Origin of the sequence: Bacteroides caecigallinarum, from assembly GCF_016901995.1 — a bacterium.
In the GTDB taxonomy this organism is placed as follows: Bacteria; Bacteroidota; Bacteroidia; order Bacteroidales; family Bacteroidaceae; genus Phocaeicola; species Phocaeicola cellulolyticus.
On sequence record NZ_JACJLE010000002.1, the window covers coordinates 43,040 to 67,384 of the forward strand.

Annotated in this window: 17 protein-coding genes; 5 read left to right on the plus strand and 12 right to left on the minus strand. The window is 41.2% G+C overall.

Annotated features, from left to right (window positions below):
- Nucleotides 1–2: 2 nt before the first annotated feature.
- From H6A61_RS00860 to H6A61_RS00870, 3 genes are all read left to right on the plus strand, one after another.
- Entirely contained in the window at nt 3–3,251 is a 3,249-nt protein-coding gene (locus tag H6A61_RS00860; RefSeq protein WP_204390402.1) for a UvrD-helicase domain-containing protein, read from the plus strand.
- Nucleotides 3,252–3,269: 18 nt separating this feature from the next.
- Nucleotides 3,270–6,143, plus strand: a complete 2,874-nt coding sequence (locus tag H6A61_RS00865) for a PD-(D/E)XK nuclease family protein (protein ID WP_204390403.1) — start codon at nt 3,270–3,272, stop codon at nt 6,141–6,143.
- 263 nt (nt 6,144–6,406) lie between these two features.
- Nucleotides 6,407–6,883, plus strand: coding sequence for a hypothetical protein (locus H6A61_RS00870; RefSeq protein WP_204390404.1), 477 nt, complete (start codon nt 6,407–6,409; stop codon nt 6,881–6,883).
- Between the two features lie 143 nt (nt 6,884–7,026).
- On the opposite strand, the gene H6A61_RS00875 is transcribed toward H6A61_RS00870, so the two are convergent.
- The 3 genes from H6A61_RS00875 to H6A61_RS00885 form a co-directional block, all read right to left on the minus strand.
- A complete protein-coding gene (locus H6A61_RS00875; protein ID WP_204390455.1) occupies nt 7,027–8,199 on the minus strand; it encodes a MalY/PatB family protein in 1,173 nt (390 codons plus the stop codon).
- Nucleotides 8,200–8,207: 8 nt separating this feature from the next.
- Nucleotides 8,208–9,074 carry a DUF3737 family protein gene (locus tag H6A61_RS00880; protein ID WP_204390405.1) on the minus strand — a complete coding sequence of 289 codons (867 nt, stop codon included), beginning with the start codon at nt 9,072–9,074 and terminating at the stop codon, nt 8,208–8,210.
- Nucleotides 9,075–9,222: 148 nt separating this feature from the next.
- The gene (locus H6A61_RS00885; RefSeq protein WP_239469046.1) at nt 9,223–10,647 is read right to left on the minus strand and encodes an MATE family efflux transporter; all 1,425 of its coding nucleotides are present in this window, start codon (nt 10,645–10,647) and stop codon (nt 9,223–9,225) included.
- 433 nt (nt 10,648–11,080) lie between these two features.
- Here H6A61_RS00885 and H6A61_RS15875 point away from each other — a divergent pair, with 433 nt between their 5' ends.
- Nucleotides 11,081–11,215: an AraC family transcriptional regulator gene (locus H6A61_RS15875; RefSeq protein WP_239469047.1), complete on the plus strand. Its 135-nt coding sequence runs from the start codon at nt 11,081–11,083 to the stop codon at nt 11,213–11,215.
- 115 nt (nt 11,216–11,330) lie between these two features.
- On the opposite strand, the gene H6A61_RS00895 is transcribed toward H6A61_RS15875, so the two are convergent.
- The 6 genes from H6A61_RS00895 to ilvD form a co-directional block, all read right to left on the minus strand.
- Nucleotides 11,331–11,855, minus strand: coding sequence for a nitroreductase family protein (locus H6A61_RS00895; protein ID WP_204390406.1), 525 nt, complete (start codon nt 11,853–11,855; stop codon nt 11,331–11,333).
- A gap of 170 nt (nt 11,856–12,025) precedes the next feature.
- Nucleotides 12,026–13,069: a ketol-acid reductoisomerase gene (gene ilvC, locus H6A61_RS00900; protein ID WP_154042858.1), complete on the minus strand. Its 1,044-nt coding sequence runs from the start codon at nt 13,067–13,069 to the stop codon at nt 12,026–12,028.
- 148 nt (nt 13,070–13,217) lie between these two features.
- Nucleotides 13,218–13,964 (minus strand): acyl-[acyl-carrier-protein] thioesterase, encoded by a 747-nt coding sequence (locus tag H6A61_RS00905; RefSeq protein ID WP_204390407.1) that lies wholly within the window; start codon nt 13,962–13,964, stop codon nt 13,218–13,220.
- Nucleotides 13,965–13,977: 13 nt separating this feature from the next.
- A complete protein-coding gene (gene ilvN / locus H6A61_RS00910; protein WP_154042860.1) occupies nt 13,978–14,529 on the minus strand; it encodes an acetolactate synthase small subunit in 552 nt (183 codons plus the stop codon).
- Nucleotides 14,530–14,547: 18 nt separating this feature from the next.
- The gene (gene ilvB / locus H6A61_RS00915) at nt 14,548–16,248 is read right to left on the minus strand and encodes a biosynthetic-type acetolactate synthase large subunit (protein ID WP_204390408.1); all 1,701 of its coding nucleotides are present in this window, start codon (nt 16,246–16,248) and stop codon (nt 14,548–14,550) included.
- Between the two features lie 13 nt (nt 16,249–16,261).
- The gene (gene ilvD, locus H6A61_RS00920) at nt 16,262–18,064 is read right to left on the minus strand and encodes a dihydroxy-acid dehydratase (RefSeq protein WP_204390409.1); all 1,803 of its coding nucleotides are present in this window, start codon (nt 18,062–18,064) and stop codon (nt 16,262–16,264) included.
- 660 nt (nt 18,065–18,724) lie between these two features.
- On the opposite strand from ilvD, the gene H6A61_RS00925 reads away from it, so the two are divergent.
- Entirely contained in the window at nt 18,725–19,225 is a 501-nt protein-coding gene (locus H6A61_RS00925) for a hypothetical protein (RefSeq protein ID WP_154042863.1), read from the plus strand.
- A 1-nt stretch (nt 19,226) separates the two neighbouring features.
- On the opposite strand, the gene H6A61_RS00930 is transcribed toward H6A61_RS00925, so the two are convergent.
- The 3 genes from H6A61_RS00930 to H6A61_RS00940 are packed head-to-tail and all read right to left on the minus strand — an operon-like array spanning nt 19,227 to nt 24,320.
- Entirely contained in the window at nt 19,227–20,105 is an 879-nt protein-coding gene (locus H6A61_RS00930; RefSeq protein WP_204390410.1) for a hypothetical protein, read from the minus strand.
- 17 nt (nt 20,106–20,122) lie between these two features.
- Nucleotides 20,123–23,785 carry an ATP-binding protein gene (locus H6A61_RS00935; RefSeq protein WP_204390411.1) on the minus strand — a complete coding sequence of 1,221 codons (3,663 nt, stop codon included), beginning with the start codon at nt 23,783–23,785 and terminating at the stop codon, nt 20,123–20,125.
- Nucleotides 23,769–24,320: a condensin complex protein MksE gene (locus tag H6A61_RS00940; protein WP_204390412.1), complete on the minus strand. Its 552-nt coding sequence runs from the start codon at nt 24,318–24,320 to the stop codon at nt 23,769–23,771. Before H6A61_RS00940 ends, H6A61_RS00935 begins: the two co-directional genes overlap by 17 nt.
- Nucleotides 24,321–24,345: the final 25 nt, after the last annotated feature.

Consider the following 24,345-nt stretch of genomic DNA (forward strand, 5'->3'; position numbering starts at 1 on the left):
ATATGGAACAGGACCCAAGACTATTAGTATATAAGGCTTCGGCAGGCTCGGGAAAGACCTTCACCCTGGCTGTGCAATATATCAGGCAACTGATAGAAGACCCCTACTCATACAGACGTATTCTGGCAGTTACTTTCACCAACAAGGCTACTACAGAGATGAAGGAAAGAATCCTCAGTCAGCTATACGGTATCGCTACTTCGCTGAAATCCTCGGACGGCTATCTGAAAGAGATAATGAAGACCTCAAATAAAAGCGTTGACGAAATAAGGAAAGCTGCTGACACTGCACTGAAGAATATCATCCACGACTACAGCCGTTTCAGAATAGAGACTATCGACTCATTCTTCCAGTCGGTAATGAGGAATCTTGCACGCGAGCTTGAGCTGGGTGCCAATATGACAATCGAACTGAATAACGGCGATGTGTTGAGTGATGCCGTAGATAGTATGATTGAGAAACTGGACCGCATGTCGCCTACCCTCTACTGGCTGCTTGAATATATAGAAGAAAGAATAGCCGACGACAAAAGATGGAATGTATCTTCCGAAATTAAAGGTTTCGGTCGCAATATCTTTGACGAGGCATATATAGAAAAAGGCGTGGCATTACGTGAGAAGCTGAAGGACACTAAGTTTATCCCACAATACAGAAAGAAACTCCAGGAGAAACGCGAATCCATACTTGACACAATGAAGGGATTCAATGAACACTTTCAGGAAATTCTGAATGCCAACAGGCTTAACCCTACCGACTTGAAAAACGGCGCCAGAGGCATAGGAAGCTATTTCAACAAGATTGCATCCGGGAAACTGAGTAATGACGTACGAAATTCCACGGTAGAAAAATGTCTGGAAGGTGCGGAAAACTGGACTACCAAGACTTCGCCACACAAGGATACCATTATCTCACTTGCAAACCAAGTGCTGATACAGGTACTTAATGACGCGGAGAACACAAGAATGTCAAGCAACAAGGTGCTGAACTCGTGCGACATGTCGCTCCGATATCTCAACAATCTGCAATTGCTCATGCGTATAGACAGCGAGGTAAGGGAACAGAACCTTAGTCATAACCGTTTTCTGCTTTCGGATACCAACGCGCTGCTCCACAGTATCATCAGAGAAGGTGACGCCTCTTTCGTATATGAGAAAATAGGTACTACAATAGACACCGTGATGATAGACGAGTTTCAGGACACATCGCGTATGCAATGGGAAAACTTCCATCTTCTGCTTGAAGAAAGTCTCGCACAGAAGGAAGGCAGTATGATAGTGGGCGACATAAAGCAAAGTATCTACCGCTGGAGAAACGGCGACTGGAAGATTCTTGCCGGACTGGACAAGGACAGAAGTTTCCGCCTGAACTCGAAAACTCTGGATACAAACTGGCGAAGTGAAGCCAATATAATAGCATTCAACAATGATATATTTACATCTGCCTGTAAGGTTCTGAACGAAAGATACAAGGCTGATGAGGGCGAAGACTGTACACAACTGCTTGACGCGTACAGCGATGTCCGCCAGAAAACATCAAAGAATACGAAGGAAGGATATATCAAACTATCATTCCTGAAAAACAGCGAGGAACATCCATACACTGATACCACTATGGAACTGCTGGCAGAGGAGGTTGACTCACTAGTCAAGAAAGGTGTCAGAGTGAATGACATTGCCATCCTGGTAAGAAAGAACAAAAGCATACCTGCCATAGCCGATTACTTCGACAAGAATACTCCATACCGCGTCGTTTCGGACGAGGCTTTCCGGCTTGACGCTTCGCTTGCGGTGTGTATGCTCATCGACGGACTGAGGTATATATCCGAACCTACGGACAGAATAGCCTGTGCAAGACTGGCTGTAGCTTATCAGAAGGAAATCCTCAAAAAGGACGTGGATTACAACACTGTACTTCTGAATAGCGTTGAGGATTATCTTCCTGCCGAGTTCCGTCTTATGCTGCCTGAAATGAGTCTTATGCCGTTGTATGAGCTTCTTGAGAAACTGTTCGTGATTTTCCGTATGGATATGATAGAAGAGCAGGATGCCTATCTCTGTGCCTTCTATGATGCGGTGACTGAATATATGCAGAACAACTCTTCGGAACTGACCTCATTCCTGACATACTGGAGTGAAACTCTTTATGCAAAGACTATCCCGTCGGGCGAAATATTAGGTATCAGAATCCTTTCAATCCACAAATCGAAAGGTCTGGAATATCACACAGTGTTACTACCATTCTGCGACTGGAAGATGGAGAATGAGACATATAACCACATGTTGTGGTGCCGGATAAACGAAGCGGATGCCGACAAGGAACCGTTCTGCGAACTTGACCTTACTCCTGTGAATTATTCATCTGCCATGGCAGAATCATATTTCAGCGACAGCTACAGAGAAGAACGTCTGCAACTGTGGGTAGATAATCTGAACCTGCTGTATGTAGCATTCACACGTGCATGCAAGAACCTGATAGTGTGGTGCAAGGACGAGCAGAAAGATACCGTATCAAAATTGCTGAGAGAATCAATAGACTGCATGAAAGAAATAAAAATGACATGCAACATACCTGAACTTGATGAGGAAGACGAAGAGAATAAGGAAGAAAACGACGAACCTATCGTATATGAATACGGAGAAATCTGTATTAGCGGCGAAAAGAAAAAATCAGATTCCACAAACAGACTTGTAGCCATACCTGAGGCTGTAAACGTAAAGATTGAATCACTTGAAACGGAGATTGACTTCAAGCAGTCCAACCGTTCTGCCGATTTCATCAGAGGCGATGAGGATGAAGAAGAAAATCTTCGTTCGCAATATATCAGACAGGGACAGCTGCTACATACTCTTTTTGCATCTATCGATACGAAGGAAGATTTGACTGCCGCCATAGAAAGACTTCTGTTTGAAGGTGTAATAGAATCGGCAGAGAAAGCCCAAGAGATATATGAGATAGCAGAAAAAGCATTAAACCTTGATGAAGTGAAGGACTGGTATAGTGGAGAATGGACATTGTATAACGAATGTTCCATAATCTATAATGATGAACAGGGAAAGATGCAGACCAGACGACCGGACCGCGTTATGATGAAGGGAAAAGATGTAGTTGTGGTAGATTTCAAGTTCGGAAAGAAAAAGCCGGAATACTCCACACAAGTCAGAGAGTATATGTCCCTGCTATCGGAAATGGGATATACTGACATAAAAGGATATATATGGTATGTCTATTCCGGAGAACTTGAGAATGTGTAACGATTTATTTAAAAAGAAATGGAAACTTTTCTAAAGCTTGTAGCTCACGATTTATATACGAAAACAAACGGTGATTTTGCCCGTACAGCCATTGTTTTCCCAAACAAGAGAGCAGGACTGTTCTTCAATGAATATCTGGCATCGGAAACTGACAGACCTATATGGTCGCCCGCATACATAAGTATAGGCGAACTGTTCCGCAAGGTATCAGATCTTCAGATTGGTGACCCCGTAAAACTTGTATGCGAACTCTATAAGGTGTTTGTAAACATAACCGGCAGCAAGGAATCGCTAGACGACTTCTACTTCTGGGGTGAACTTCTTATAAGCGACTTTGACGATACGGACAAGAATATGGTGGACACTGAAGCCATGTTCCGCAATATCAAGGATCTGAACGAACTTAACGACAATGGGTACGAGTTCCTGGAAGAAGGACAGAAAGAAGCATTGAGCCAGTTCTTCAAGAATTTCTCCATCGACAAGGTTACAGAATTGAAACAACGATTTATCAACATATGGGACGTACTAGGAGAAATATATACCGAATTCAGAGCCGTACTTCGCGAACAGGGCATAGCTTACGAGGGTATGATGTACAGAGAAGTAACAGAATCTATGGATATTGACAAACTCCCTTACGATAGATATGTCTTCGTGGGATTCAACGTGCTGAATAAGGTGGAACATACTCTGTTCAAGAAACTTGATAAGGTTGGAAAGGCTATGTTCTATTGGGATTACGACATTTTCTATCTCAACAAGCACCCTCACGAGGCAGGTGAATTCATAAAGCGCAACCTAAGGGATTTTCCATCGGAACTTCCACCATCTGTATTCAACAATCTGAACTCCCAGAAAGATATTACATATATTGAATCGCCTACCGAAAATGGTCAGGCAAGGTATCTTCCGCAATGGATAAGAACAAACCTTACGGAAGAAGAAAAGGAGACAGCCGTAGTATTATGTAACGAATCTTTACTACAACCTGTACTGCATTCTCTGCCAGAAAATATACGTCATATCAATATAACAATGGGATTTCCATTGTCGCAGACTCCTGCGTGCAGCTTTATCAACTCGCTTATTGAACTTCACACTTCAGGTTACAATCCGTCAAACGGCAGGTTCCTGTTTGCCGAAGTTTTGAGTGTGCTTAAACATCCATACACACAACTCCTGAGCGAGGAAGCAGAGAAGCTGGAGAAATCTCTTATCCACGACAATCGCTTCTACCCCCTTCCTTCGGAACTGAAAAAGGACGAAACTACAGAAACCATATTCACGCCTTGCAACAGTAACCATGCTATCTGTCAGATGATTTCTACAGTACTGAAACAGGTAGCAGCCGTATATCAGAAGAAATCAGCTACTATGGATACAGCTCTTGACCAACTGTATCGCGAAGCGTTGTTCAAAGCATATACCATGGTAAACCGTTTCAACTCTCTTATAGAAGAAGGCGACCTTGATGTGAACCAAAGTACATTCAAGCGCCTGCTCTCACGCGTCATACAGTCAGCCAACATTCCGTTCCACGGCGAGCCGGCAATCGGTATGCAGGTTATGGGAGTACTTGAAACACGAAATCTTGACTTCAGAAACGTAGTAATGCTTTCGGTGAACGAAGGACAACTGCCTAAAAGCGGAAGCGATGCCTCGTTCATCCCATACAATATCAGAAAGGCATTCGGCATGACTACTATAGACCATAAGATAGCCGTTTTTGCATATTACTTCTACAGACTGCTGCAAAGAGCCGAAAAGGTAACCCTTCTTTTCAACACATCAAGCGACGGAATAAACCGAGGAGAGATGTCACGCTTCATGCTTCAGTTCCTAATTGAATGGGGATTCGACATCAAACGTGAAAGACTGGAAGCCGCACAATCGCCACAGGGTACTGAGAAAATTGAGATAAAGAAGACTCCGGAAATAATGAAACGCATGCAGAGCAATTTTGATATCAGAGCAAATAAAAAGGCTCTTCTATCACCTTCTGCACTCAACACATACATAGACTGTAACCTGAAATTTTATTACAAATATGTAGCTTTATTGACAGCGCCCGATGAAGTAAGTGCGGATATAGATTCTGCAAAATTCGGAAGCATATTCCACTATGCAGCCGAACATATCTACAAAGATCTCACAGCGCACGGAAAAGTGATAGATTGCAACTCTCTTGAAAAGCTTTTGCAAAACGATGTAAAACTCCAGGAATATGTTGACAATGGTTTCAAGGAACTGTTCTTCAATATACCTCTGACAGAATGTCCCGAGTACAACGGATTGCAGCTCATAAATTCTGCAGTAATTCTGAGATACATAAAACAGCTGTTAAGAAATGACCTGAGATATGCTCCTTTCACATTTACTGCTTCAGAGAAATTCGTAGATGAAGAGATTGAAATTAAAACTCCGAAAGGCGTAATCAAATCCAGAATTGGTGGTATAATAGACCGTATGGATACTAAAGACAATACTTTGCGAATAGTGGACTACAAAACTGGTGGTGATGCACAGTGTCCACCTGACGTAAAGTCACTGTTCATCCAAGACAAGAAAAGATCTAACTACATATTCCAGACATTTATGTACGCATCAATTGTCTGCAAGAAACTGAGAGAGAAAAACAATCCGTTGAAGGTTGCCCCTTCCCTGCTCTATATACACAAGGCGGCATCGGAAAGCTACTCACCGGTAGTACAGATGGGAGAGGCCAAAAAAAGAGAGGACGTAGATGATTTCAGCATCCATGAAGATGAATTCCGTGAAGATCTTAACATTCTTTTAGAGGAAATTTTCAATCCTGAAACAAGTTTTTCTCAAACAGAAATTGAAGAAAAATGTCAGTACTGTGATTATAAAGATTTGTGTAAGAAATAACATTTTGATATAATTACTGTTAATTTAAGGCAGTTTTCCGAGCTTTTATAATGCATATATCACGGAATATGGTTATATTCGCATGTTTTTCATAGTAATAGATTTATATATCCTGACTTCAAGCTTGTGAAAGTGAGTAAGTCAGAGAGACAAAAGAGTTTGTCCCTAAAGAACAAGAGACTGCAATTTTCCCCGGCAGTCTCTTTTTTTGTTCATATATATTACTTAATTTTGTATCATGATAACAGTAAAATACCAATCTTATGAAAACAAATCCATTAATTGAATTAATCAGAAAAAAAGCTTATTTTTTAATCTTATGTGTGGCTATGATTTCAGGTTTTATAAGTTGTAGCACAGAAGAAGTTACTGAAGACAATGTCGTAGGAGTATATACAAATCTTACAGACAATTCAAATACGGAAATAACCATACAACAGGCATCCGATCATTTTAAATTTAAATGTATATTTGATGATAACAGAGAAGGAAACATCAAAAGTTACAGTTGGACAGGAACATTCAAAAATATACCGTCTGATGTGATAATGAACGGTAAAGAAGAGATAGGAACTGTAAAATTCAGTAGCGGAAGTGTAGAATTCAAGGCTTATACTCAAAGAGAAGGTACATACAAAGGATTCAGAGATGACTTGGCTGATTTAGGTTACTCAAGGAGTACTACTAATGACTCTGTATTTGTGACTACAGACTCTATAATGACAAAAAACATAGAATAAAGAAATAAAGCCATGGCTGATATCAATTACTGATTCTGCCATGGCTTTTTATTTTCCCTATAAGTTTATTTTTATCTATATTAATATCCGCATAATGTTGAAAAAGCCCTGATTATATTAAGGATTATTTACCTCATCTGTATTCAATCACATCGTGTAGATACAAACTTCAGGAACCTCGTCATGGCATCCTCCAATACAGCACGCGGACATGCTATATTCCAGCGCATAAAACCTTCTCCTTCTTCTCCATACATTGTACCGCTGTTAAGCCACAATCCTGTCTCTTCCAGTAGTAATGCCTGAAGCTCGTCTGATGACATGTGTAATATACTGCAGTCTGTCCACACCAGATATGTTCCCTCTAATTCAGTTACCGTGAATTGAGGCAAGTTTTCGGTAAAGAAATCGCACAAAAAATCGTAGTTTGTTTTAAGATAATCCAGAAGTTGAATCAGCCACTCCTCTCCTTGGTTATATGCTGCTATGGTAGCTTCAATTCCGAATGGATTGACATCACACACCTCATTTATGTTTATGGCCTTATCTATTTGCTGACATACTCTATCATCGGCAGCGATAATATTGGCTATCTGCAATCCTGCCATATTGAATGATTTGCTAGGTGAAATACATGTTACAGAATTCTGTAAATGTTTTTCGCTGATTGACGCAAACGGAGTGTAAACGTGCCCTGGGAAAACCAGTTCACAATGGATTTCATCGGAAATGACTGTTACATGATTTTTTATACAAATCTCCCCTATCCGACACAATTCTTCGCGTGTCCAGACCCTACCGGCAGGGTTATGCGGATTGCAGAGCAACATGAGCTTAGTGTCTGGAGCTGCAGCCTTGCGTTCCAGATCCTCATAATCTATGCGATAAGTCCTGTTCTCATATTTAAGCGGATTTGTGATAATCCGGCATCCATTATTCCTTATAGATGAAAAGAAACAGTTATAGACAGGTGTTTGCACTATCACTCCATCTCCTGGTTCAGCCAGAGCCTTTATAACGGCAGATATTGCGGGAACCACTCCGGAAGTATAGATAAACCATTCTCTGTCAATCAGCCAATTATGTCTCCTGTCAAACCAATCTATTACGGACTTGTAATATTTATCAGGAACGTGTACATATCCATATATCCCATGTTCCACTCTTCTGGCGAGGGCATCAATTATCGCAGGTGCAGTACGGAAATCCATATCTGCCACCCAAAGCGGAAGCACATCCCTATCCTCAGGCATACTGTCCCATTTATAGGAATTGGTTCCCCTACGAGGAATTATTTTATCAAAATCGTACATCATGTCCATATTTAGTCAGTAAAGCAAGTACGTTCATCTCTAAGTCTGATTTCACAATCTGCCGGAGCCTTGATATTCTCATCTATTGTGATGGAACCATATTCATCCGCAACAATACATCCCGACATCGGATTCTTGATATTGGTTATGGCACCACGGATATCGGCATGCAGCGTACTATACTCAAATGCACGGTCGCAGTCCGGTCCGAAAGTACAGTTCTCCAACACAAGGTCATGAGCGTAACAAAGAGGTTGCTCACCAGTAATATGACAGTTCACAAGACGTAGGTTTCTTGAATGCCATCCCAAATACTCACCATTAAGCTCCGAATCATAAATCGTTACATTCTCTACCTCCCAGAAAGCATCCTTTGTAGTAATTTTGGCATTATGGATTTCTACATTCTTCACATACTGGAAAACATACTTGCTGTCGCTTTCCAATCCGTCCACATATATATTGTTGCTGAACATGAACGGATAAGTACCTCCATGTAGAACAAGATTTTTTACACGTATTCCGTTGCAGCGCCAGAACACTTCATCCGCGTCGTTCATCGTTACATTCTCAATGTCTATTTCGCTCATCTCGCGGAACATTTTAGGAGCGTCTACCACTGTGTCTGTCATCTTCAGGTGGTCTGAATACCATAGGGCAGAACGTCCACCCACATCAAAATAGCACTTGTCTATTTTGAAACCGTGTACATGCCAGAAAGGATAGTTTCCTTCGAAACGGCATTTGAAAGCCTCTATATTGCTACATTCTTTAATGGCAGATTCGCCAGTCCTGATAATTACATTTTCAAGACGGAGGTCGTGAGATTCGAACAATGGTCGTTCTCCTCCAAATTCAGTATTCTTAATCAGTTCCATACTTGTAATATATTAGCGGTCATTTATTAATAATCACAAAATTCCTTTCTTCAGTTTTCGCTTACCTTATTTCATACTGCAAAATTAAGCCTTCCGCTTTTGCTCTCATGTAGATGAATTACGGAGGAAATTACCAAAATTACTGACATCATTTCATACTGTTCATCCATCGCTCCCGTTTCAGACGAACGAGGAATATGAAGCCACGAAAACAAAGTTCCACACACATGGCTATCCATACACCCTTCAATCCTAACGATGGAGCGAGTAAGGCAGCCAATGACAGACGAATAGCCCAGATACTGAAGAAATTCATCAGACAAGGGACAAGTGTATCAGCCGCACCCACAAAAACGCCGTAAGCAACTATCGAAGCCGCAAACATAGGCTCGGCAAATGCCTCAATACGTAGTGCCATCACACCAAGTTCTCTGATTTCATGAACCGGTGTCATCAAGCCTATAATTTGAGGCGCAAACAGATACATAAGTATCCCCATTAATCCCATGACAATCATTCCCATCAATACGGTGATACGCGCAAAGCTGCGAGTGAGTCTTTTGCGACCGGCACCGACACTCTGGCCTACCAGTGTGGTAGCAGCATCGGCAATTCCATAACCGGGCATATAACAAAGACTTTCCGCAGTGACAGCAAACGAATTTGCCGCAATAGCAAAAACACCAAGCGGGGCGACTATAACCGTTGTCATGATTTGAGCTCCGCAAATGACTATATGTTCCAACCCCATAGGACAACCTATACGAAGAGCTTTTCTTATAGTTGACGCACTGAGACGGAAATCATATCTTTCTCCGGTAAGTTTAAGTTCATTCGAACGAGTCCAAAGATACCACAGCAGAATGATAGCAATCACAGTCTCAGCGGCAGCAGTACCTAATGCAGCACCTTTCACACCCAGTCCAGCACCAGGCACGATGAAAGTCACATCAGCCAGTTCACATTGGCGTGAAGGAAATATCAGCAAGAAATTAAAGACCACATCCAGCACACACATGGCCACACCGGCAATGCTTGGCACTAACATATTACCGCTACACCGCAACATACCACCTGCAAGGAAATTCATCTGCAGGGCAGGCAAGAAAAGTGAGAATACAAAAAAATAAAGTGAAGCGTCATGACGTATAGAAATGTCCCCTCCTAACCAAGCGGGCAGAATACCGCTGACGGCAGAACCTATCAGAGCAAGAATCACACTGAACATTAATGTAGAGACCAATGACTGACGCAACACGGCACGCGCTCCTTGAATATCACCCGCACCTATCTTATGTGCCACCTGTACCGAAAATCCAGTAGCTGATGCAACACACAGTCCCCAGAATAGCCAAGTGGTAGTTGATACCAATCCGATTGAAGCAGAAGCCTCAGCTCCAAGATGTCCCACCATTGATGCATCGATATACTGCATGATTATGGAAGAGAGTTGTGCTATGACTGCCGGAATACTAAGCTGCACTGTCAGATATAATTGTTGCGACAGAGTCATAGGCCTCCCATCTCGTATCAGTGCAAGCATCTCACCTATTTTATTATTTCGAGCCTTCATGCATTTCTTTCTTTGAATTTCTTTATTGCAAAATTAGACTTATCGCCAATCACACCGTGTATATGAATTACTGATATTATTACCACTATTACATTATCTACTCGAGTGATATCTAAAAATGGGAAAAGCTTACGACATCAAGTATGGACAACAAAAATACGACAACGAAGAAAGAACAATAGTCTGTTTTTCGCCGAGACAAACTGTAGAGACAAGACCGACTACTAATCAGATTAAAACGACAAGATAATTCTTGAAGAATTGACCAGACTGATTGACGAATATATAGATTCAGGCATGCTATACAACTCCATATTACCAACATCAGAATACTGTGCCGCAAGACTTGGTCTATCAGAGTTTTATTTCAACGATCTTCTGAAATTTGAGACGGGTAAGACTCTATGTGAATATTTCGAATGTAAAAAGAAAGATGCTTGAGAGACCAATAAATACATCAGCCAACGTCGCCCGCCAGCTAGGTTACGTCAATATACAGTATTTCAGTCTGATATTTAAGAAGATAATTGGTGTTTCTCCAAACGAGTATAGATTTCTGAATAACTGAAATTCAGCTTTATTGTTTTTTCAACTAAAAAATATAATATTACAATTATGAAAAACCATGACAGCAAATTAATCAAAAGAACTGTCATGGTTTCTGTTTTTTTATTTTCAAAATATCATTTTATCACCCTATAGTAATCCACCTTACGAGGTTTCGGGGCATCTGCCGCTTTTGCCGGGTAGCCTAAGGCAAGAGCACCAATTCCGACAAGTCCTTCAGGCAATCCGAAACTTTCCATCAGTTTCTTTCCTTCATCGGTAGAAAACATTTCTCTTTCCCTATGTATCCAGCAGCTTGCAAGTCCTATAGCATGGGCAGCAAGCATCATATTTTCCAATACGCAGCTTCCATCTTGTATAGGGTTGTTTGCATCAGCAGGTGTAAACACAAGAACGTATGTAGGTGCATCATAATACGGATTTGATGTGACTCCCATCACATGGGCATTCATTTCTGCCAGTTTTTTACGTATCTCGTCATTCTGTACAGCAACAATGTATGGCGACTGCATTCCTCGTGATGTAGGCGCGTATGTACCGGCTTCCAATACCGCTTTCAATTCTTCGTCAGTAATCTGTTCTGCCTTATATTGACGGCAACTGCGACGAGTCTTTATAATCTCCAGAAATTCGTTATTCATATCTGTATATTTTTATGTTAATACTAAATTCAAATCACCACCAACAAAATTAATCAAAAGCACGAAATGTTATACATACCTACTATGATAAAATCTATTTCTTACAAAAAAATCCTCTTCACGACAAGGGAAATGCCATGAAGAGGAAATAAAAATACTCTTATTATTTATTAGTTGTTTTCAGGACGAAGTTTACGTACTGTAACTGCTGTCTGCCACATTTCGCTTTCACGCAAAGCTTTCAATTCTGCTTCAAGTTTTTCACGATAGTCAGGCTTAGAATTAGAGTCGATAGAAATCTGAGCTTCGTTACCGCTCTTAACACTCTGATACAATTTCTGAACTACAGGTTTGATAGCATCGTGGAACGGGCCCATCCAGTCAAGAGCACCACGCTGTGCAGTTGTAGAACAGTTAGCGTACATCCAGTCCATACCGTTCTTAGCGAACAATGGCATCAATGACTGAGTAAGCTCTTCTACAGTTTCGTTGAATGCTTCAGAAGGAGTATGTCCGTTTTCACGCAATACTTCGTACTGTGCAAGAAGCAATCCCTGAATAGCACCCATCAATGAACCACGTTCACCTGTAAGGTCAGAAGTAGCTTCACGCTGGAATGTAGTTTCGAACAAATATCCTGAACCGATACCGATACCAAGAGCGATAGTTCTGTCGAATGCCTTGCCTGTTACATCCTGATAAATAGCGTATGATGAGTTCAAGCCGCGGCCTTCGAGGAACATTGTACGCAATGAAGTACCTGATCCCTTAGGAGCAACCATGATAACATCGATGTCAGCAGGAGGAACCACACCTGTACGGTCGTTCCAAGTAATAGCGAAACCATGTGAGAAATACAAAGCCTTACCAGGAGTAAGATATTGTTTGATTTTAGGCCATACAGACATTACAGCAGCATCAGACAAAAGACACATTACGATAGTAGCTTTCTGACATGCCTCTTCGATACCGAACAATGTTTCTCCAGGTACCCATCCGTCAGCGATAGCTTTTTCGTATGTTTTGCCCGGACGCTGACCTACGATGACATTGAATCCGTTGTCGCGAAGGTTCAATGACTGACCTGGTCCCTGTACTCCATATCCTATAACTGCAATTGTTTCGTCTTTCAAGATTTCACGTGCTTTTTCCAATGGAAATTCATCGCGGGTGATTACATTTTCCATCACACCGCCAAAATTTAATTGTGCCATGTTTTTTATAAGTTTTTAAGTTTATAAGTTTATAAGTTCTTAAGTTTGTAAGTTTATAGGTTAGTTACGAGTTGACAAGTTGACCAGGTTTCCTTCCGGTCAGTTACCAATAACTAACAACCATCAACTCATTCTTAATTATTAATTTTTAATTCTTAAATATCACTTTGCTTCTTACTACTACCTCACTATCGTTCTTCTTCACTTCGATATCGAATTCATTGTCCGAAATCTGTTCACGATAGAAAGTCAGCTTGTCGCCATAATAGCTTTCCGCCACATACGCCATTTCAAACCGGTGTATCATCTTCTCACGGAAAGTATCAATATGGAACAAATCAAGTATATGCTCTATGTATTTTATACTGTTCACATGTCCGTTGCAGTCTATATCGCTATATTTTGCCACATATTCACCTACAGGCTCTACCGAAGTAACCTTTATTCTTCCAGGCTTCTCGATTGGACATTCCTTCTGGCATATATAGTCAACGATACTGCCACCGTGCAGTGTAAGCAAATCGGCCGGCTTACGTGTTTTAAGATCTATCATCGCCCATATTGAACGCGCATGACCGATAGGTTTTCCATCCTTGTCGAGAATAGAGAAGTTTCGGTCGGTAAACAGGCGGTAAACATTCTCCACCCATGTCTGTACACTGAATTTCTCATACTGCATTGGGAATTCTTCCATCTCTATAGCCAGACGGGATAGCACCCACGTAAAATGGCTTTCATTCAGTTCGGCAATGCCAAAGCCACGTTCTGTGGCATGAAAACCGGCACAGTTAAGCAGATGATTACCCAAAACTCCCATCGTCAACTTTCCTGTAAAGTCAACATGAAATGGTTCTGCGACAAAGTTATATGTGCCAACTTTATTTTCTTCTCCCATAACAAGAAATGTTTTAAAGTCCTTTTTTATATCTTTCCTCACGGTGAGCAAGATACTCGTTCACACGTTCAAAACAACTGGTAGATACAGCAATTCTTCCAGAACGTACAAACTGAAGAACGCAATTAAGCCTTTTCAAATCCTCGTACAGGAATGTTATCTCATCGCTCATACCAACCATCTCTATTATAGAGAACACCGGATTTACTTCAACAATATGTGCATTAAATCTTCTGACTACCTTCGATGCCTCAGGATTGTTCTGAAACTCCGGTGTAGATACCTTATACATAGCCACCTCGCGCTGAAAGATTTCCTTATCTGTAAAATAGTGTGCCTGAATAACATCCATTTTCTTCTCTATCTGGCGTACAACCTTCTCCACAATATCTGCAGTTGTCCAGCAAGTGATTGTATATTTGTGTACTCCTGCAATAGAGGAAGCCGACACGTTAAGGCTTTCGATGTTAATCTGTCGGCGTGTAAAAACGGCAGTCACCTGATTAAGCAAACCGGCTATGTTTTCCGAATGAACTATGATAGTATATAATGTCTTATTTTCCATTTTTAATCCTCCTACTCGTTAGCAATCCAAATCCATCATCATATAGTTAACCGAGCTTCCCGGAGGAGTCATCGGCAATACATTACCTTCTTCCACTACGCATACTTCAAGAAGGAACGGACCGTCTGTTGCAAGCATCTCCTCTATTCCGTCTTTAAGCTCTTCACGCTCAATAACTCTTCTTGAAGGAATACCATACGCCGATGCTATCTGCATATAGTCAGGATTCATCATCGGAGTGAACGAATATCTTCTGTTGAAGAACATTGCCTGCCACTGACGTACATTTCCCAGATAATTGTTGTTCATCAGAATCATCTTGACCGGAGCCTTCTGTTCCATGATTGTACCGAGTTCCTGCATTGTCATCTGAAGACCACCGTCGCCCATTATCGCACAAACAGTACGGTCCGGACGACCGAATGTAGCTCCTATGGCTGCCGGGATACAGTATCCCATTGTTCCCATACCGCCTGAAGTAACCACGCTCCTACTCTTAGTAAACTTGAAGTATCGGCATGCCATCATCTGATTCTGACCAACGTCTGTCACCAATATCGCTTCATGATTTGTAGCCTCACTGACAGCGTTTACTACCTCACCCATATTTATCGGACCATTTTCAGGATAAATCTCGCGTTTTATTACCTTGTCGAATTCCTGTTGCTCGTACTGGCTGAAACTCTCAATCCATGCAGTATGTTTATTAGGCTGGATAAGTTCTGTAAGCAGACCTAAAGTACGTTTGCAGTCACCAAGCACCGGAACATGTACAGGTACGTTCTTGCCTATCTCCGAAGGATCAACATCAAGGTGTATCACCTTTGCCTGTTTGGCGTATGTTTCAAGTTTTCCTGTCACACGGTCGTCGAAACGCATACCGACTGCAATAAGCACATCACATTCGTTGGTTTTTACATTTGGACCGAGATTTCCGTGCATTCCCAGCATTCCCTTGTTCAACGGATGAGCAGAAGGCATCGCCGAAAGTCCCAACAATGTACATCCACAAGGAATATCAGCTTTTTCTACAAACTTAAGCAACTCTTCCTGAGCATTACCTAATTCAACGCCCTGCCCTACGAGAACCAAAGGTTTTTGAGACTCATTGATAAGTCTTACAGCCTCAGCCAAAGCCTTAGGATCTGTTTCCGGATCAGGATCATAGCTGCGAATGAAATCAACATCCACCGGTTCGTAATCCGTCATTTCTATCTGGGCATTCTTCGCAAAGTCGAGTACCACAGGTCCCGGACGTCCTGAACGGGCAATATAGAAAGCTCTTGCCACAGCCCAAGCCACATCTTCTGCACGACGTATCTGATAGCTCCATTTTGAAATAGGCTGTGTGATACCAACTAGGTCAACCTCCTGAAAGGCGTCAGTGCCGAGAAGACCTGCTCCTACCTGTCCTGCTATCACCACTATAGGTGTACTGTCTATCATTGCATCAGCTACACCTGTTATGGTATTTGTCGCTCCCGGGCCACTTGTCACCAGACATACACCCACTTCACCGGAAACTCTGGCAAATCCCTGTGCGGCATGTGCAGCACCCTGTTCGTGACGTACCAATATATGGTTAAGTTTATCTCTATGATCATATAAAGCATCGAATACAGGCATTATCGCTCCTCCGGGATAACCGAAGATAGTCTTTACTCCCTGATGCTCCAGCGAGCGCATCAATGCTTCACCACCTGATATTTTCTCTTTCATATGTATATGCTTTTTAGTCAACAATTCTTACTCCACCTTTATCAGCCGAACTTACCATGCTTGCGTAAGCCTTGAGTGCCTTAGACACCTTGCGGTCGCGAGTGACAGGAGTCATCGGACGTGCGGCAAGTTCTTCATCCGAAAGTTTCACATTGATACTGCGGTTCGGTATATCTATTTCGATAATATCACCATCCACAATCTTGCCGATATTTCCTCCGGCAGCCGCTTCAGGAGATATATGTCCGATACTCAATCCCGATGTACCGCCACTGAAACGTCCGTCGGTAATCAGTGCACATTCCTTACCGAGATGTTTAGATTTGATATACGATGTAGGATAAAGCATCTCCTGCATTCCAGGACCACCCTTAGGTCCCTCGTGAGTGATTACTACCACATCGCCGCTTACAACCTTTCCGCCAAGGATACCTTCGCAAGCCGATTCCTGAGAATCGAACACCTTTGCAGGTCCCGAGAACTTCCAGATACTTTCGTCCACACCGGCAGTCTTCACTACACAGCCGTCCTGTGCGATATTACCTTTCAGCACTGCCAGTCCGCCGTCCTTGCTATAGGCATGTTCCAAATCGCGGATACATCCTGTGGCACGGTCTGTATCGAGTTCCTTATAATAATTGCCCTGCGAGCCAAGTTTGATAGAAAACTTTCCACCCGGAGCGCTTGTATATATTCTTTTTGCTTCAGCATCAACACTTTCTACAGAGATATCATATTTTGCAATAGCCTCAGCCAGTGTCATACCGTCAACACGTGAAACTGATGTATCGAGCAAACCGCCCTTGTTCAGCTGCGCCAGAATATTCATGATACCTCCGGCTCTGTTCACATCCTGGATATGATATTTCTGAGTGTTAGGAGCAACCTTGCAAAGACAAGGCACACGGCGTGACAACATGTCGATATCGTCCATTGTGAAATCCACTTCCGCTTCATGTGCTATTGCCAGCAGGTGAAGAACGGTATTTGTAGAACCGCCCATGGCGATATCAAGTGTCATTGCATTAAGGAAAGCCTGACGTGTAGCAATGCTTCTCGGCAATACGCTTTCGTCGCCGTCCTGATAATATTTATAAGCATTTTTTACGATGAGAGCCGCAGCATCCTTGAACAACTGCTTACGGTTTTCGTGAGTTGCGACTATAGTTCCGTTGCCCGGAAGAGCCAGACCGATAGCCTCGTTCAGACAGTTCATTGAGTTTGCAGTAAACATACCCGAGCAGCATCCGCATCCCGGACATGCATGTCTTTCTATCTGATCTACATCCTCGTCGCTCACTGTCGGGTCGGCCGACTTAATCATCGCATCTATCAAGTCAAGATGCTGACCGCCCCACTCTCCTGCTTCCATCGGACCGCCTGACACAAACACCGTAGGAATATTCAGTCGCATGGAAGCCATAAGCATACCCGGAGTGATCTTGTCGCAGTTTGAAATGCAGACCATAGCATCAGCCTTATGAGCGTTCACCATATATTCCACACTGTCGGCAATGATATCTCTTGATGGCAGCGAATAGAGCATTCCGTCATGTCCCATTGCTATACCGTCGTCTATCGCGATAGTGTTGAACTCAGCGGCAAAACATCCTAACTTCTCTATTTCCTCTTTCACCTGCTGACCTATCTCATGCAAATGTGTGTGTCCAGGAACGAACTGTGTAAATGAATTCACAATAGCAATGATAGGTTTGCCCATCATTTCCTTTTTCATTCCATTTGCCACCCATAATGCTCTTGCACCGGCCATACGTCGACCTTGTGTACTCATCGAACTGCGTAACTCATTTTTCATTTTTATCTCTCCTTATTTAATCAAAAAGCCTTTCTCATACACATGTGAGAAAGGCTTTCATCAATATCATATATATGCAACTACATACATGAACCTTCCTCACCTCTTGGTTCCAGGACCACGACGCGAATAATATGCAGGACTGCCAGGTTAATGATAATGTTAGTTGCTTTCATACTTTTTCTGTTATTTTTGTTATTACGATTGCAAAGGTAAAGGCTTTTTTGATATAAACAAATAAAATGATAGTTTTTTTTGAAGAAAAATATCATTTATCAGAGAAAAGGGCTTTTTTGCTACATATTATTACATAACATTTGACTTCGGGAAACATGACAAGCGCCTGAAAAAGGTAATAAAAGCATAATAATTTGTCAAAACAGGCTGTCTCAGAAAGCGTTGCACGTACGTGTAACGCGTGGAACACGAACGTGTAACAAGCGTAACACGAACGTGACGCGCGCGGAACACGAACGTGTTACGGTTTCTTTGATTAAGAAAAATAAAAAATCTTCTTTTTATTATTACACCAGCACATAAAAATGAAGTTTTTTATATACCTTTGTCACACTGATACTTAATTCTTAAATTATTATCTGGTACATTTTTGATTATTACTTACAACAGGCAAAGTAAATGTTAATATAGTAGAATTTCAATATGCGTAATTTCGTTGATAAAAAAGCTGGTGCAACCTTTTTGAAAGGGTATTCTTATACTTATGCAGTTCGTCAGAATCATATAGAATTGATTCTAAAAGTAAACAAGGGATTATATGGTGTTGTATGCCTGGTTCCAATCGGAATCAACCAACTTAGTCTTACATGTTGCTGGGGAACTTTCTTTAATCGTCTGAATAATCATGAAAATCCAGGACGCCTGCTTCAGATGTTAGAAAAACATTGCCCGACCGTATGTAATCTTTTTACCGGAGAAACTCCTTATACCTTTATTTCGTTCCCGGATGAAGACAATATTGGTGCTATATCATTCACGATAGATACAGAACCGGACTTTAATCTTTTAGATTTTATTGGTGATAAAAAAGTCTTGGATGAAGCTGATAAGTTATTCTCTTTTAATTGCAAGTTGTATAACGAAATAAAAGATAAGTGTCCTTTTGAGGGATGGAAGAAGGGACTTTATGATTTTAACGGTTAATTTAATATGTACATTTTTCAATGTATCCTTCCTGTTCATACACCCTACCATAATGATGAATCATTTCAACCAACCCGTTCAAACGTGAATCTATAATCTTCAGATTTTTATATCTAAGATATTGAGCGTCATACAGTCCCTTATTCCCGGATTTCAACCTTTCTTCTATATCTTCGGGAATAAGGAAACTCGCTCTGTCGCCCAAAAATTTATAAAACTCTGACTGATATATACATATACCTGCCAGATCAAAATCTCCAAAATGTATATATCTATTAGGAATTTTAATAAGCCATTCCCTTAAATCTGCCGACTGGGGGTATCTGGAAACAAACAAAATTTTATTATCTCCAAACAGATTTTTCTGACTCCGTATATGACGGAAGTTCTCACCATTTTCCATTCCCACCACTGTAACGTCTGACGGTATATAAAATTCATCCGGGTTTTGTATGAAAACAGCACTTCCTTCCGGAGGGGATATAACAAAATCACTATTCCCTATTCTTGCATGAACAGGTTCGTAACAGTTCACAAGAAAACCTCTGAAAGTTCGAAGCTTAAAAGTCTTGGAATCGCCTGTTTCCTGTACAAGCATACTGCGCTGCAAGTCTTTGTTCTCGCCGGAAAAGATTTCAATCCATCTTTCAAGAGAAGTGCCGGATGTATAATTATCTGAAACATATCTACCGAATGCCACAGGATCTGTAAGGCGATAGGAAACTCTGCTGCCACTGGCTATTCCGGTAATAAGCCCCTCTATCCTTAACTCATCAACTATCCATCGAGGAAGCGAGCTTGAAGGAAGAGTTTTTCCTTCAAGCATATAAAGTAATTTTTTCGCGACAGATATTGTAAATCTCTTTTTATTTATTTCCATATTATTACAAGGTATTCTTATTTTCGTGTAAGCAATGGCACTACCCTTGTATTGCTTTTCGCGTCTTTACTTAACAGATAAGTATATTTATAATCCTCAACATTATAGGTGGTAGGCGAACTGTTGATAAGTAATATGTTGCGGCAATTGGCAAATTCAAGTATGCCTTTCACATTATTGGGATGCAGCTTACCGATTTCATCCATCATACAATGCACCTTGAAATCTCCGAATTTCCTTGAGACTTTTTCCTTGAAGACATTGATAAGCATGATGTTTACCATTGCTTTAACCAGTATGTCTGTGCCGTCGGAACCAACATTCGCTATTTTTTCAACCCAGCCTGTGTCATTATCATTTTCGATAATACGGAACTCCAGATTAAAGGTATCAGAAACGACAAGACTATTCCTGGAAGGCTCATCCTTGAGCAGTTTACTGAATGAATTAAGATATTTTACAGCCTTGAGATTAACGTTCTCGCGCGAATCCTGTGAGAACAGGTCCATTTCACCCATGTTGAAGGTGTTCCCATCATTGAAATTCTTTATTTCTATAAGAAGCTGCATAAGTTTGTCGTTACTCTGCAAAGCTCTGAGTTCGATACTGCGGATAACTCCTGCAAAATTACGCTTGATGAAATCGTCATTAATATCTTTAATAGTCTTATTAATAAGACTTTCGCTTTGGGTAAGTTCTCCTGTTTCCTTTGATATGCGTCTTATTATGTTTACGTACCTTTCACTTATGCGGTTCTGATATTCTGTGATTTTATTGTTTTCCACAAACTCGCATAAATTGGATGCGAAATCCATGTAATCTGAATCACACGACAATGACTGAGGAAAACTGAAAGTATTTCTTGCAGTAAAGTTACTGTTAAACAGATTTACCGATTTTTTGAAATTCTCAGTATCCTTGCCAAAAGAAACAATCTGACTTTTCAACTCTTCCACTATCTTACCACAAGGTTTATTGGTAGGTAGTTCTTCATGAGTGTACGACTCCGGAGGACAGAAGCCTTCATCTTTGCGGAAATTCTCAAGAGCGCAAAGATCGTTCTTAATGGCATCACGTTCGGCCGACTTTTCGTTTATACTGTTTTTTACAGTTTCATACTGAGCGGTGAGTTTGTTTTTCCGCAACGCGTATTTTTCTTCAAGCTCGTCCAGATGCATCTCATTGTTCTTCTTGGTGTCGCGCAATTCCGGCTCACGGTCAAACAGTTCTCTCTTGTCTTTCTCATAATTCCACACCAACGACTGTTTTTGCGATATATAATCCAATTCAGACTTGAAAGCATCAATTTTTGCTTTATAGGAATTTATAACCGATGTGTCAGCTCCTTTACCGTTCAACTCCTCGTTCTGCAACTTGTGAAGTTCTTTTTTTCTGTTATCCGCATCTGTACACCGGTCGGACAGTTCATTTTGTACTGTCTGTATCTCTGCTTCAACAGCACTGCGTTCTTTCTTTTCCGCCTTTCTCAGCTCTTCATTAATCTGAATAATCCGCTTTTCTCTCTCCTGTTTCAAAAGATCTTCATTATTGCAACATTTTTGCCTTTCCTTTTCCTTGCCTCCAAGAAGTGTTTCTATCTCATCCAGCCTGTTTCTTTTCCACTCCAATTCTTTGCGTTCCCACGAAGCCTGTTCCGCCTTAATATTCTTAATCTGAAGAGGATATTGCTGTAACAGAATTTCAAGAACCTGCCTTTCGCCCGATATTGCTGAAATCTGCTTTCTGTACTTATTCTTTATCTCTTCAGTACGCTTCGTTTTTTCTTCATTCAGAAGGCTTATTTTTCTAGTATATTCATCTCTTTCGGAAGATTTGGCCTTAAACTCAGCTTTAAGCTGTTCCGGCGAGCGTAATTCACGCTGCACTTCAGCCAAATTAATTTTTACACCATAAAAAGAATTACTTCCATCGGTTGAGAGTTCAGGAGAAAGATTCTGATTGTAGAGTATAAGTTGTTCATCTGCAATCTTACCTATATTTTCCTGCCATCCTGGCCTGTTCTTGTCGAGCCATTCGCAAAAAGAGCCTTTGCTGCTGTTTATCAGGACATTCAATGATTCTATTTCTGCGTCCAACTGTTTCCTGCAGCGTAGAGCCTCATCTATTTTCGTATCATACTCTTTTTCAACTATCATAGTTTCCGCTTCTGACTTCTGTCTTAGGCGGTCGCACTCCAGTTTCAGACGGTCAGCTTTCACGGCGGTATCCTTTTCTTCGGAAGATATGTTTCTCAACCGTTCCTCACAGTCACTTATCTCATCCTTGAAATGAACAGTACACTCAACCCTTGTTTTCTGTTGTTTCAGGTTGGATATTTCTTCCAGCAGCTGTTCCTTGCTGTCGGCAAGTGTTTTAAGTTTCTCTTCATAAACAGAGCGTATTTCTTCAGCCTGAGTATTGCTTTTCTTTGTCAATTCCGCAATCCTTTTACCAAGTTCGTTTTCAAGGCTTAATACCCTTTTGTTGATTTCATTCTCAAATCTTGCAAGATCGGCATCAATGCTCTGTTCCATCAAAGAGTATTTGCTTATTACATCCCGATACGTACTCGTGAGTTCATTATACACCTTATTTAGAGACTCCAGTTCATATTTCAGTGCAGGTTCCCTATTTACTCTTGATATAACCTCGTCAATATGTTCCTGTTCATAATATTTTCGTTTTTCCCTTATCTTCTTAAGGTCAGACTCTATAATACCGCTTAACTTTACAAGCTTGTCGCGCTCTCTGTCAAACTTATCTTTTTCTTCTCCAAGCAAACGTGTAAACCGTTCGGCTTCCTCTTTAATTTGCAGAAGCTGTTCCTCCAGCTCAGGGAGCCTCAAGCGTGACACCCTTTCAGAATAATTGAGGTGCTGTCTATCGTCTTTAATCCGCTTTTCAGCATACAGAAGCATTCTGTAATTCTTTATTACCGTATCAGCCTGTTTCCTGACAGGTACCACTCCATTCCTATCCTGTTTTATCCACAGCATTACGTCGGAATATTCCTGCTCGAAAGTCTCTATCTGGTTCCGATAATAACTCAGGTCGACAACAAACTCATTATCATCCATTGACTGTATGATGGTATCCTTTATAAAATCGGCATCAAGCTTCGAGTTAAGGAATACATTCTGAATTGTACGCGGTATATTCTGGTATCGCGAGCTCTCTACAATGGCATACTTACGGAACTGAAGCAAATCCGGTTTTCTGTTGTTGCCGAATATTATATCACGAAACATATCATAGCCTGTAACCAGCGACGACACGCTTGCACCGGATTCCGACACTCTTGTACGAATCACACTCCAGTCGGCAGAAACCTCATTTTTGCCGTCAACAAACCACTCCTTACTGTATGGTGCATCAATAAAGCGGAAGGCAGCCCTACCCATCGACTTCGTTACAACTACGGTATAGGCACCGTTTTCGCGCATTACTTCATAAACTATATACGAGTTGGCAAAAGGAAGATAGAAAGAATCAAAATTCTTCTTTTCTTTCGGTATGCCCAATCTGAGTTTGTCTGCATTATAGAAAAACAGGACAGCACGCAAAAGAGTACTTTTACCTACTCCCTGGGTACCAATAAAATGCACATTGCCATCCAAATTGACTTCGCCATACGGTACATGTGCGCTGTTCAGAAATATTACCTTATTGAGATATCTCATCGTTCATTTCCTCCGATATTGTTATGCAGTCCACCAAATCCTCCATATAGTGAAATGCCATTAATACTTTATAAGTGTTATCATGTTCGTTCTCGAGCTCTATCATTCCTGCCTTTTCAAGTTCCGAAACAAGTTTCTCCACAACCTCATTATATTTCTTCTTATCCTGAAACAGTTTGGAAGCCTTATCCTTCAGCTCAATCTGGCAACTTATCTGAACTTCTATGTCTGCCGGTCGGAACTTAAACCCGGGACCGAATGTAGCATCATACGTTTTAAGGAAACTTAGGTAGTCAATCCACTTCATAACTGCTTCAAGTTTTCGCTCAAGATCAACTTTCGCCTCCTGTCGGGTGAACATATAATATCCGTCACCACCTTCGAGATAAAAACCAATGCCTTTATAATATTCGTAATAATCGGTCAAATCCTCTTCTATGGCATCATAATACCGCTTTATAGCAGGAGAAACGCTGTTTGCAGAAATAAATCCGCCCTTACTCAATATATTGAATATTTCTTCGGTATATTTCATGATTATTCTGATTATGATTATGAAA